The organism is Pseudomonas sp. WS 5027 (assembly GCF_012985695.1).
GTDB classification, from domain to species: Bacteria; Pseudomonadota; Gammaproteobacteria; order Pseudomonadales; family Pseudomonadaceae; genus Aquipseudomonas; species Aquipseudomonas hygromyciniae.
Genome location: NZ_JAAQWU010000017.1, coordinates 82420 through 94671 on the forward strand (window position 1 = coordinate 82420; position 12252 = coordinate 94671).

The 12252-nt window shown below is 55.1% G+C and carries 10 protein-coding genes and 1 tRNA gene; 7 read left to right on the forward strand and 4 right to left on the reverse strand.

The features are described 5' to 3' along the window. Positions 1-444: 444 nt before the first annotated feature. From HBO09_RS20320 to HBO09_RS20350, 7 genes are all read left to right on the forward strand, one after another. Positions 445-708, forward strand: a complete 264-nt coding sequence (locus HBO09_RS20320) for a helix-turn-helix domain-containing protein (RefSeq protein ID WP_094992819.1) — start codon at positions 445-447, stop codon at positions 706-708. Further along, on the forward strand, positions 705-3410 hold the full coding sequence (locus tag HBO09_RS20325) for a hypothetical protein (protein WP_169997966.1): 2706 nt from the start codon (positions 705-707) through the stop codon (positions 3408-3410). The genes HBO09_RS20320 and HBO09_RS20325 overlap by 4 nt, the downstream gene beginning before the upstream one ends. A gap of 288 nt (positions 3411-3698) precedes the next feature. Beyond that, positions 3699-3992 (forward strand): hypothetical protein, encoded by a 294-nt coding sequence (locus HBO09_RS20330; protein WP_094992821.1) that lies wholly within the window; start codon positions 3699-3701, stop codon positions 3990-3992. Further along, positions 3992-4129 carry a hypothetical protein gene (locus HBO09_RS20335; protein WP_169997964.1) on the forward strand — a complete coding sequence of 46 codons (138 nt, stop codon included), beginning with the start codon at positions 3992-3994 and terminating at the stop codon, positions 4127-4129. Before HBO09_RS20330 ends, HBO09_RS20335 begins: the two co-directional genes overlap by 1 nt. Next, entirely contained in the window at positions 4126-4650 is a 525-nt protein-coding gene (locus HBO09_RS20340; RefSeq protein WP_094992822.1) for a hypothetical protein, read from the forward strand. Before HBO09_RS20335 ends, HBO09_RS20340 begins: the two co-directional genes overlap by 4 nt. A gap of 49 nt (positions 4651-4699) precedes the next feature. Then, positions 4700-4960 (forward strand): hypothetical protein, encoded by a 261-nt coding sequence (locus tag HBO09_RS20345; protein ID WP_094992823.1) that lies wholly within the window; start codon positions 4700-4702, stop codon positions 4958-4960. 195 nt (positions 4961-5155) lie between these two features. Further along, positions 5156-5710, forward strand: coding sequence for a hypothetical protein (locus tag HBO09_RS20350; protein ID WP_141232170.1), 555 nt, complete (start codon positions 5156-5158; stop codon positions 5708-5710). 145 nt (positions 5711-5855) lie between these two features. On the opposite strand, the gene HBO09_RS20355 is transcribed toward HBO09_RS20350, so the two are convergent. The 4 genes from HBO09_RS20355 to rpoD form a co-directional block, all read right to left on the reverse strand. Continuing rightward, on the reverse strand, positions 5856-6221 hold the full coding sequence (locus HBO09_RS20355) for a hypothetical protein (protein ID WP_094992826.1): 366 nt from the start codon (positions 6219-6221) through the stop codon (positions 5856-5858). A gap of 182 nt (positions 6222-6403) precedes the next feature. After that, positions 6404-6480: transfer RNA gene (locus tag HBO09_RS20360), tRNA-Ile, on the reverse strand. A gap of 15 nt (positions 6481-6495) precedes the next feature. Beyond that, on the reverse strand, positions 6496-10239 hold the full coding sequence (locus HBO09_RS20365) for a bifunctional diguanylate cyclase/phosphodiesterase (protein ID WP_169997962.1): 3744 nt from the start codon (positions 10237-10239) through the stop codon (positions 6496-6498). A gap of 123 nt (positions 10240-10362) precedes the next feature. Continuing rightward, a complete protein-coding gene (rpoD, locus tag HBO09_RS20370) occupies positions 10363-12213 on the reverse strand; it encodes an RNA polymerase sigma factor RpoD (protein WP_169997960.1) in 1851 nt (616 codons plus the stop codon). Positions 12214-12252 lie beyond the last annotated feature (39 nt).

Sequence of the window (12252 nt, forward strand, 5' to 3'; positions counted from 1 at the left end):
GACCGTTTCGTTAAACGCTTTGTCTCAATGGCTCGCAACCATCGGACGGGGCAAACACCCACGCTGGGCGTCCTACAAATTTCTTAAGGGATCTTAGCCCAGCTCCGAGCAAGGAGCAACAACAATATGGTTGATTATAACCTGCACCCAGACCTGGCGCTTCAGCTGTGGTCAAAAAAACAAGTTTGCGGGCGGTTGGGCGTTTCGCCTGTCACCCTCTGGCGCTGGGTTTGTTCCGGGCACTTTCCAAAAGCTATTCAGTTGGGCCCTAGGCGTATCGCCTGGAGATCGTCGGTCGTGGAAGCCTTCTTAGCTAAAACTGAGGGGGCTTAATCATGGTGAAGACATTAACCCGCCTCCTTGGCGGGATGACACCGGCTTGTCTGAATTTTGCTCCGATGATCGAAAACATCGCGTTCGTAGTTCTACTGGGAGTAACTAGCTATGTCTGAAGCCATCACCCTTCTAGACACCAGCACCGAGGCCCAAGTGCGTCGCGTGGGGGAGATCTTGCGCGAACACAAGCCGACTACTGTTGAGTTGCGTGATTACTGGAATATCATGGCCCCGGCGGCGCGCATTTACACATTGCGACATGAGCTGGGGTGGGAAATTGCCACAGTTCCTGAAACCGTTCGAGACGCGTTTGGACGTCCTCATAGAGGTGTTGGACGTTATGTGTTGATCCGGGAGGGCTCACCCGTATGAACGCGCATCTAACCCTTATCACAAGCTCTAACCCTGTTCGTTTGACTAAACAATTCCTAGTGGAAGATGGAAAACTGGTGAAGCAAGGCGCCGGACAAATGGTTGAAGGCCACGCGAATGTAATAGAGGCCGCAACGCCTAACGCTTTGGTGGCGATTTTGTCGGAGCTACGAGAAAGTCAGGCGCTTTGCTACGGTCTGCCTATCGCCGGGTCTGCGCCAATTACCACTGCCTGCAATCTAGATAAAGCTGCTCCTGGGACTATTTCCCGTACTGCCGTGCATTTTGAATGGGCTCGCGCGGCAGGCTGGCTGATGCTCGACTACGATCCGGCACTTAGTGGTGAGGCACTTACACCTGAACAGTTCAGAGAGGCTATTTATTCGGCAGCACCAGCACTTCGCAATGCTCCATCGGTTTGGGGTTGCTCATCCTCAAGTATGTTGTTTGCTGATGGTCAGCAACTGGCGGGCATCCGTGGGCAGCGACTGTATATTCAAGTCGCTGACTCTCGTGATATTGAGCGTGCGGGTCGTGTGCTGTTTGAGCGTCTTTTGTTGGCTGGCTTTGGTTATATTGCAATAAGCAAATCGGGCGCCTTGCTGAAGCGTGCTCCGATTGATTCGAGTGTATGGCAACCGCACCGCCTCGACTTTGCAGCACCTCCTGTGTGTGTGTTTCCGGTTGAAGCCCGTCGCCCAGCATCATTAGTGCTGAATGGTGGCGCTGATCCGGTCATAACCTTGAGTGCAATTCCGTCATTAAATAGCGGCGAGCGCATGCAGCTTAAGGATCTGATGAGCGACGCGGCCTCAAAAATGGCCCAAGAACTGCACGATGTGCAAGTGGCTTGGATTGACAAGCGCATGGACGCACTCAATCAACTGCCGGAGTCTGAGCGTGAGGTCAGGCGCGCAACCTTCGAGCGGGCGGTCTGCGAGCACAAGTTATTCGGTGACTTCGAGTTAACTCACTCAAGCGGTGATTCTGTAACTGTTGGGCAGATACTAGATAATCCGAATAAATGGCATGGCGAGCGTTTTGCTGATCCTCTAGAGCCGGAGTACAGCAGTAATGACCATCGCATTGCACAAGTAAATCTGCGCAGTGGTGGCAAGCCTACACTTTACAGTCATGCGCACGGCGGGCAGCGGTTTACGCTACATCGTGCCGTTCGCACCCTCAAAACTGCGGCAGGAGATTTGCCGCGTGTAATGAATGATGCGTTGGCGGTAGTGCGCGCTGATGGAGTCATTTTTGAGCGTGCGGGGGCGCTTGTCCGTGTGGCAGGTGGTGAGCTTATGGCTGTCGAACCAGCATGGTTACGCAATCATCTAGAAGAACAGTTTCAGTTCCAGCGGTTTGATCGTCGCACTGGTGATTACGTGGCAACCGACTGTCCTGGAGATTTGTCCGCGCGAATTATGGCTGCGCGAGGGGCATGGGGCGTGCCGGTAGTCGCTGGCGTTATTCATTCACCAGTTATGCGTCCAGATGGCTCTATTCTGGAGGTTCCGGGACACGATCATGCCACGGGCCTTTTGTATCTTAGCGACGATCCCGGTTTGCCGCCTGTTCGCATTCTAGGCCGTGATGCGCTGATAGATACCTTGCGCAGGGTCTGGGAGCCGTTCGAGCAATTTCCTTTTGCTGATGATCTAGCGCGAGGAGTGTTCATGTCGGCATTACTGACAACGGTTTGCCGAGCTGCGCTTGATACTGCCCCGGGCTTTCTGGTTCGAGCGCACTCCCCTGGTACAGGCAAAACTTTGCTTTCTGAATGCTTGATGATCCTTGCCGGAGCCAGCACCGCTGCGCTGCCGCTACCGGAGAAAAACCCTGAAGAAATCGAGAAACGCCTCGCAGCAAAACTACTGACGGGTTGTTCCGGGCTAATCCTCGATAACCTTGTTGGGTCAATCGATAACGCGGCGCTTTGCTCGATGCTAACCAGTTCAAGCCCGGAGGTTCGCATTCTGGGGCGTTCTGAAGTGGTGACATTACAAAATCGGGCGCTGTGGGTATTGAATGGTAATAACGTAGGGGCTGGGGGTGACACTTTCCGTCGTTTGCTCCCTATATCCCTCGACTCGCCGGAAAACCCTGAGCGGCGTCGCTTTGGATTTAACCCGCGTGCTCTGATTAGATCGCGGTTAGCTGAATATAGAGCTGATCTATTGAGTGTTCTCTCGACTTATCAAAGGGCAGGAGCGCCAGTGGTTGCGGCTGGTGGCCTCGGTAGCTTTGAGCAATGGGAATCTCTTGTGCGGCAGTGCTTATGCTGGCTAATCAGTGAGGGCGTTTGTCCGGCGCCTATGGCTGATCCTGCTGGGGTGCTGGAGTTGTCGCGGGCTGAAGATCCAGAGCACCAGAAGCTAACCCAGCTACTGAGCGCTTGGCATTCTGTGCACGGAAGCAACCGTGTTTTTCTAAAGGAGCTGCAAACTAATTGTGAGGCAATGGGGCGTTTTGCTGATGTTGGGCATTTCACCAGTGCGACGACAGAGGAACAGGCACTAAACGCAATCCTTGAGGAAGTAGCATTCCATAATGGGCGATTCAACACGCGGGCGTTTGCAGCATGGTTGAGACGAAATGCAGGCGTTATTGTGGAAGGTTTGCGATTGGAACAAGGCGCAAAAAGCGGTGGTACGGCTGTATGGCGTGTTCTGGTATCTAGAGAGAAAAGTGAAGTAGCTTAAAAAGGTGGTTGTGGTGGTTGTTAAGGTTGTTTATTCCCTGCATGTTTAAACTGTCAGTTGACACTTTAGGGCTATCAGTAAAAAACAACCACCACAACCCATATAACCACCTTTGTTCAGAAAGGTGTGTATGGATGTCCCCTATTTTGTGCATGGGAGGCACTGACCAATATGTCGCCTAATGCTTAGCTTGCTAAGCATTTTTGCGTGTGTTTCATTGCTGGGAGAGTGTGTTTTTGTTTGCGATATAATAAGCGCTCTTAATTAATTATATGCAGGTAAAACAACATGGCTCGACAGCTTGTAAACGCTTCGCTTAATCCGAGCGATCTGGAGTCGTTGGTTGGACTTCTTGAAGGTTTGACAAAAGACGTTGCATCTATCAAGGCAGACCTGGCTTTTCTTAAGTCAGAAAACATGGCGGCTAATCGAAAAATTGTTAGCGATAAGTTCGGTGAAATAGTGGCTAAAGGTATGGAGCACAACGCAAAAGCGTTAGCCAAACTTGCAAGCCAGCCTGCGCAAATCATTGAAAGGCTCACCCCTGACTTCAATGAGTACTTTGCTGGGAGCGCTCGCTAATGGCTGCCGAAATCCGTAAGCCTGGGCGTCCTGTGGGCACCAGTAACCGCAACCTACTGCAAAGCCTGTTGCACCGTATGGCTCTAATCGAGGCCAGCCTGGGGATCATCATGGTTCGCTTGGAGGCCCGCGCATGAGCACTGTCGAATTGATTGCCAGCCATGAACAGCAACTAATCGACGCCGAACTGTTGCTAGCATCCCTCAATGAGCAATGGGAGTCAGCTTGCCGAGCCGGTGAAGACGTAGCGACGCTAGAGGATCAAATTGATAGCACAGCACGGCTAACCAAACGCCTAAACCTTCGCCTGGAAGCCCTGCATTTGCAAGCCGAGGTCGAGGCGCAACAAGCGAAAGTCGATAAAGCCAATGAGCAAGCCGCTGATGCAATCGCAGCTCTCGAACGGCTAGTAAATCATCGCAAGGCTATTTCCGCTTTGGTCGCCAAGTTAAAGCCATTGATCGAGGCTCATACCGATGAGTTCACCTTAGCTTTCAATTCAGCTCAGGCAGCCGGGCGCTATGTCCCGCTTGCTGGTGTTCGTTCTGCGTTGGAGCAAATCCAGGATCTGGAATTGGGAAATGTAAGCGCGCTAAACAATCTGATTGGCACTCGGCAGACCCTAGCTATGGGGCTGGCAACCGCTGGGCATATCTGATTTAGACGCCCGATCCTAATCCGGTCGGGCAATACCAAGGGGGCGGGAGATGCAGGCAATCGATGAGTTTGAATTTGAAGACGATCAGCCGAGCGATGAGCAGTTGCTTATCTGGGCTATCGAGGCGGCAGAAGTAATGCCGCCAAGGCGCTGGCTGGCACGTTGGGGCGGTTTCCTGACTCCTCGCATGTACCGGTGCAATGGTAAGACAAAGCAGCGCTACAACGATTTAGTGAAGGGCATAGCGAAGGCCACTAAACCAGTGCCAGACCGGGAGGCCACGCCTTATCCGGGAGTGATGTGGGCTTGATCGTAATTATTTTGGAGAGAGGCATCCTTGCCGATGTGCAGCGTCGATGATGCACGCATGAGAAGTTACTTTCCTTCCTTAATGAAGCTTATATACCACTTTATATTGGTTACTTCTTGAGCGGTTAGCTGCTTTTCTAGGTAGTAGTTTTGCCCAGATAATCGAACTATGACGGTTTGCGCGTGAGTCAGTGCGGTGATCAGTTCTTGTGGTGCTGGGCTAAACTGGCGCTCAGATACTCCGACTGAATGGACAATTTCTCTGTTGTTGTTTGTTGAAGGGGAGTTGGTTATTTTCCCGTCAATATTGAATGCGATATTGTTGACGAAAAGCCAATCTTTTCCTAGCCAGTACGTCTCTATGTTCCAGCTGTTGCTAGTGCCTTTTTTGAAAGTGTTAAATCTGAACCACGCCGATCCGTTGCCGCCAAACGTGTTTGGCTGTATATCAATTGGTGAGCTAAAGAGGTGCTCTGAGCCTGGATTGAAATTGTCTGGTGCCGCTCTGTATGCTTGGAATGGGCTTTCAGCGCATCCTGTCAGAAATATGCTTATGAGTAATGCAGTTGTTAGAGCTAGTATTGTTCTTGTAGAGACCATTGTGGGTTTCCATTTTTATGCTGGCATCAGCTGTGTTTTTCCATTTGGAACTGGTTTTGCGGCTATTGGTCAAGTTTGGCTAGGTTTATTGTTATCTTCTCGGAAATTGCGTCCGGGGCGTGGAAGGAAAGTTTGGATGTGGTTTTGTTGATTTCGATGGTCACTTCCAAAAGCTCCTCTTCGCTGAGGAACTGAGAAATCATTTTTCGTGCTCGGATTTTCATTTCTTTTGCGAGGTCGAAATTGCCTGTTCTCTTTATGGGCATGAGAGGCTTCCTTGGCTATGTGGTTGTTGATTAGTTTGTGGTTGAGTTGTAAGGGTTTTGTCCCTCGTTGAACGTAAAGTTAATTACTGTGTCGTTACGAATCAGCACGTCTAGAGTTTTCTGGGTGCCGGTGGTGGTGACTTTCATGGTGACGATATAGCTCTGTGCGTGAGCAGAGCCGTTTGCGTAGGTGTAGACCCACTTTTCATCGGTGTCGTTGACTGGGCTTTTACTGAAGGGGTCGCCAAACAGGGCTTTAAGCTCTTTTGTTGTCGTCTTTCCTTTGATGATGCTAGCTACGTTCTCAGATGGGAAATCTCTACCGCTAGTGTAGTGGGAGGTAGCGCAACCGCTAAGCGTCAGGCTCATTGCCAGTACTGCCAGTACCTTTCTCATATCGATCCTTGATGACGTGATTTTTCACAGCATACGCTCGGATGAAATCGAAAGGCCACTGTTTAGCGCACGTCTAACAGGTGGTGCGGAGGCACAGACCGCATTCGTTTAGCAATTCGTTAAGATTTTCCATTGGAAAACAAAAAAGGCCTACGCCGTTAAGCGTAAGCCTTTGTTTTGCATGGTGGGCCCAGCAGGACTCGAACCTGCGACCAAGGGATTATGAGTCCCCTGCTCTAACCAACTGAGCTATAGGCCCTCAGTAGGTCGCGGATTATAACGATGGTTTCTCCACTGTGCTATCCGAAAAATCTGAATGGGTCATGTGGAGGAAGGTTGCGGCGAAGATGTCGGCGGGGAGGGGCAGGCTGACGATGTAGCCTTGCATTTGTTCGCAGCCCTCGTCGGCGAGGAAGGCTTGCTGGGCAGGGGTTTCCACGCCTTCGGCGATGATGGTGAATTGCATGCTGTGGCCCAGGGCGATGATGGCGCGCACGATGGCGGCATCGTGGGGGTCGTTGGGCAGGCCGCGGACGAAGGATTGGTCGATTTTCAGGAAGTCCAGGGGCAGGCGCTTGAGATAACTCAAGGACGAGTAGCCAGTGCCAAAGTCGTCGATGGCCAGCTGTACGCCCAGGCGCTTGAGTTTATGCAGCACTTCCAGGGCTTCTTCGGCCTGGCTCATGATGAAGTTTTCGGTGATCTCCAGTTGCAGGCAGTCCGGCTCCAGGCGGTTGTCCCGCAGTAGTTGTTCGATACGCCCCAGCAGGTTGGGGTGGCGCAGTTGGGCTCCGGCAAGGTTGACGGAGAGGGGGCCGAAGGGGTCATAGGACTTTCGCCATTGATGCAGTTGGCGGCAAGCCTGTTCCAGGACCCAGTCGCCGATTTGCAGGATCATGCCGTTTTCTTCGGCCAAGGCGATGAAGTGCTCGGGTGGCACGTCGCCAAAGGTGGGGTGGCGCCAGCGGATCAGGGCTTCGGCGCCGATCAGTTGCTGGGTTTCCAGGCTCAGCTTCGGTTGGTAGTACAGAAACAACTCATCGCGTTCTATGGCCCGGCGCAGTTCGTGTTCTAGGGCAACGCGCTCGTTGGCCTGGGCGGTGAGGTCCTGGGTATAGCGTTCGACCCGATTGCGGCCCTTGGCTTTGGAGCGGTACATGGCGGCATCGGCGTTTTTGACCAGGGTGGCGACGTCGATGCCGTCCTGCGGATAGAGGCTGGTGCCGATGCTGGCGCTGATGAAGAACTCGTGCTCGCCCGCCTGAAAAGGCAGGGTGAAGCAGGCCAGCAGTTTATTCGCCAGGTGCTGGGCATCGCTGGCCTGCTGCAGGCCGGGAAGCAGGATGATGAATTCGTCACCGCCCAGGCGGGCCACGGTGTCGATGTCGCGCAGTTGCTCCTTGAGGCGCACGGCGATGTCCTTGAGCAGCAGGTCGCCAATCGGGTGGCCGAGGCTGTCGTTGATGTGTTTGAAACGGTCGAGGTCGAGAAACAGCACCGCACCCTGGTTGCCGGTTTCCTGTTGGTTATTGAGGGCGGTCTGCAGGCGGTTCTCAAACAGGGTGCGGTTGGGCAGCCCGGTAAGCGGATCATGATGCGCCTGGTAGTCGAGCCGCGCCTGGGCGTGCTTGAGGCTGGAGATGTCGGCAAATACCGCCACGAAGTGGGTGATTGACTGCTCGTGGTTGCGAACCGCGCTGATGGTCAGCCAACTGGGATACAACTCGCCGTTCTTGCGGCGATTGGAGATCTCGCCTTGCCAATGGCCGTTGGCGGTCAGTTGATGCCACATGGCGGCGTAGAACGCGCTGTCGTGCAGGCCGGAGGCCAGCAGGCGCGGGGTATGACCGAGGGCCTCGGCCTCGCTGTAGCCGGTGATTTCGCTGAAGGCACGGTTGACGGCGCTGATGTTTTGCCGGGTATCGGTGATCAGTACGCCTTCGGCCGTGCTTTCAAAAACCGTCGCGGCCTGTTGCAGCTTTTCCTGCATCAACTGGCGTTCGGTAATGTCGCGGGCGATGGTCAGCATGCAGTCGTCATCCCCGATAGGCAGCGGACGACTAGACACTTCGCACAGGCGAATCTGGCCGTCACTGCGCCGGATATGACAGACGAAATCACGCACCAGGCCGTCGCGATGCAGCAGGTCGAGCATGTGTTTGCGTTCGTTCAAGTCCACCCAGATGCCCAGGTCCAGGGTCGATTGGTCCAGGGACATTGCACTGTTGAAACCGGTGATACGGCTAAAGCCTTCGTTGACCTCCAACAGCAGGCCATCGTGCTGGCGTGTCAGCAGTAAACCGTCGGGCGAGGCATGGAAGGCCTTGGCGAATTTTTCTTCCGAAGTCTGCAGTAGCTGCTGGGTTTCCTTCAGTTGGGTGATGTCCCGCACCACCACTACTAGCGCTTCGGTAGCATCGAGCTGGAACGGTTCGGCGGAGATCAGCCCGGTAAACGCCTGGCCATTACTGCGCAGGAACGGCATCTCCAGATTGCGGATGCTGGTGGTCTGCACGCGCTTGAGCAGGTTGGGGCCCACGCCCTGGATCCCCCAGATGTTCAGTTCGGTGGCGGTCTTGCCGATGACGTCTGCGGCGCTCAGGCCAATCTGGTCCTCGAATGCCTTGTTGACCTCCAGCAGGCAACCATCGGACAAGCGAGCGATCACCAGAATGTCCGGGCATTGCTGGAACACCGAGGCGAACTTCTCCTGTGAGAGCTGCAATGCTTCCTCGGTGCGCTTGGCCTCGCTGATATCGATCATCAGGCCTCGCATGACGGGCTCATGCCCATGCTTGATCAGGCTGACAATGTCCCTGACCCATAGGCAACGGCCGTCGGCGGTGATTACCCGGTAATCGATGCTGTGGTCGCGGTTGGCGCGGGTTTCCCGTTGGCAGAAGGTGTCGGCGCGTGTCAGGTCGGCGGGGTGGATGATATTGCGCCAGAAGCCTGGGATCAGCCAGTGCGCCCGTGGATAGCCAAGCAGCTCCTCGGCATGGGGTGACACATAGCTGTAGGTGAAATCGTTGACGTCCGCTTCCCAGGCGATAGCTGACAGGCTTTCCACGAGTCCGCGGTAATGGTATTCGCTGCTGCGTAACTCCTGCTCCAGGGCCACCCTGCGGGAAATCTCCGAACTGAGCCGGCGATTGATCCGAATCACGATGGCCAGCACGGTGCTCAGCAGCAGCACGGCAGGCAGGCCGTAGAGCAGCAAGTCGGCCCAGAAGGAGCGGTGGTCGATGACGTTGCCAACCCAGTGTTGCTGGATCTCGTCAATTTCCCTGGGGCTGAGGTCGGCGAGGACTTTATCCAGAATGCCAATCAGCATTTTGTTCTCGCGGGGCACGCCCATGGCCAGTTGATAGCGATAAGGCGTTTCGCCACTGACATACAAACCATCGAGCTTGAGCTGGCGCAGGCTCCAGACACTGGAGGCCAGGTCTCCGACGACGGCGTCCACCTCGTCGGTGGCCAGGGCCTGCAACGTCGAGCTGACGTTGGGCATCGCCACCAGGTTCAGGTCGGGATGGTGGGTGCGCAGCAATTCGTGGGGAGCATAGTTCTCCACCACGGCAATCTTCAGCCCATACAGGTCCTTGAGGGAGCGGGGTTGGGCGCCGCCTTCGTGGGCGAGAATGACTATCGGGAAGTCGAGGTAAGGCCGGGAAAATGCCAGGAAACCCAGGCGCTCCGGGGTGGACATAATGCCCGGCAATAGATCGAGCTGGTTGTTCCTGGCCTGCTCCAGCAGTGCGCTCCAGTTGGCGGGTTCGATCAACTTGACCTTGATGCCCAGGCGATCCTGGATCAACCGAACATAGTCAGCGGCCAGTCCCTGGTAGCGGCCTTCTTCATCGCGATATTCAAATGGCGGCCACGATGCATCAACGCCCAGGCGCAACTCCGGGTGGTCCGCCAACCAGCCATGCTCTTCATCAGTGAGAGTCAACGCGCCAGCCGTTGCGGTCCAGGTCAGCAGCGACAGCAGTAGCACGGTCGGCAGTCTGGGCATAACGGTCTCGTTATGGCACGGGGAATAATTCGAGTGTAGACGGGCATTACGAGGGGGGTAAAGCGGCGGGGATTTAATCTGCACAAAGCAAAACCCCCAGGCCTGGGCCTGGGGGTTTTGTGATCACTCGTCGAGGAAGGAGCGCAAATGCTCGCTTCTCGTCGGGTGGCGCAACTTGCGCAGCGCCTTGGCTTCGATCTGACGGATCCGCTCGCGGGTCACGTCAAACTGTTTACCGACTTCCTCGAGGGTGTGGTCGGTATTCATGTCGATGCCGAAACGCATGCGCAGTACCTTGGCTTCACGGGCAGTGAGGCCGGACAGTACGTCGCGTGTCGCTTCTTTAAGGCTCTCAACGGTGGCGACATCGATTGGCGACTGCATGGTCGAGTCTTCGATGAAGTCACCCAGATGGGAGTCTTCGTCATCACCAATCGGCGTTTCCATGGAGATCGGCTCTTTAGCGATCTTCAATACCTTGCGGATTTTATCCTCAGGCATTTCCATGCGTTCGCCCAGCTCTTCCGGGGTCGGTTCGCGACCCATTTCCTGCAACATCTGCCGGGAAATACGGTTGAGCTTGTTGATGGTCTCGATCATGTGCACCGGAATACGGATGGTGCGGGCCTGGTCGGCGATCGAGCGAGTGATCGCCTGACGGATCCACCAGGTGGCATAAGTCGAGAACTTGTAGCCGCGACGGTATTCGAACTTGTCCACAGCCTTCATCAAGCCGATGTTGCCTTCCTGGATCAGGTCGAGGAATTGCAAACCACGGTTGGTGTACTTCTTGGCGATGGAGATCACCAGACGCAAGTTCGCTTCAACCATCTCTTTCTTCGCGCGACGGGCCTTGGCCTCGCCGATCGACATGCGACGGTTGATGTCCTTGATCTCGGCAATCGTCAGACCGGTTTCGGTCTGCAATGCAGTCAGCTTCTGCTGGCAACGAACGATGTCGGCCTGGAAGCGACCAATGGCTTCAGCGTATTTGCTTTTGCCCTTGGCCAGTGCTTCGGTCCAGCTTTCGTCAACTTCATTGCCCGGGAACTGGCGCAGGAAGTCGGTACGCGGCATGCGCGCATCACGGACACAGAGCTGCATGATCGCACGCTCTTGTGCACGCAGACGCTCAAGGGCGCTACGAACCCGCTCAACCAGGCCTTCGAATTGCTTCGGCACCAGTTTGATCGGCATGAACAGCTCGGCCAGGGCCAGCAGTTCGGCGGTTGCCTGCTTGCTGCCACGACCATGCTTCTTCAGGGCCTTGCGCGCCAGTTCCATCTGATCGGAGACCGCGCCAAAGCGCTGGGCTGCGATGATCGGATCCGGGCCGCTTTCGACTTCTTCTTCGTCATCGGTGCTGGCTTCAGCCTCGTCGTCGTCGGTTTCGTCGTCCGCTTTCACGGCTTTCGGGTCGACAGGCGGCGGTACTTCGGCGGCAGGCGGCGTAATGCCGTCGTCCGGGTCGATATAACCGCTCAGGACGTCGGACAGGCGGCCACCTTCGGTGGTAACGCGGGTGTACTCGGAGAGAATGTGGTCAACCGTGCCGGGGAAGTGCGCAATTGCGCCCATCACTTCGCGGATGCCCTCTTCGATACGCTTGGCGATTTCGATTTCGCCTTCGCGTGTCAGCAGCTCAACCGTACCCATTTCACGCATATACATGCGCACAGGGTCGGTGGTGCGACCGATATCGGTCTCCACTGCAGCCAGCGCGGCAGCAGCTTCTTCAGCGGCGGCCTCGTCGGTATCGGCGTCCGCCAGCATAAGAGAATCCTTATCTGGCGCAGCTTCGAATACGTTGATCCCCATGTCGTTAATCATGCGGATGATGTCTTCCACCTGTTCCGGATCTGAAATATCCTCCGGCAGGTGGTCGTTGACCTCCGCGTAAGTCAGGTAACCCTGCTCACGACCAAGGACGATCAACTCTTTGATACGAGACTGCTGTTGCGCTTTTCCGGACATAACACCCTATCCACTGAAGGTCTTGGCGGGCAAAAAACA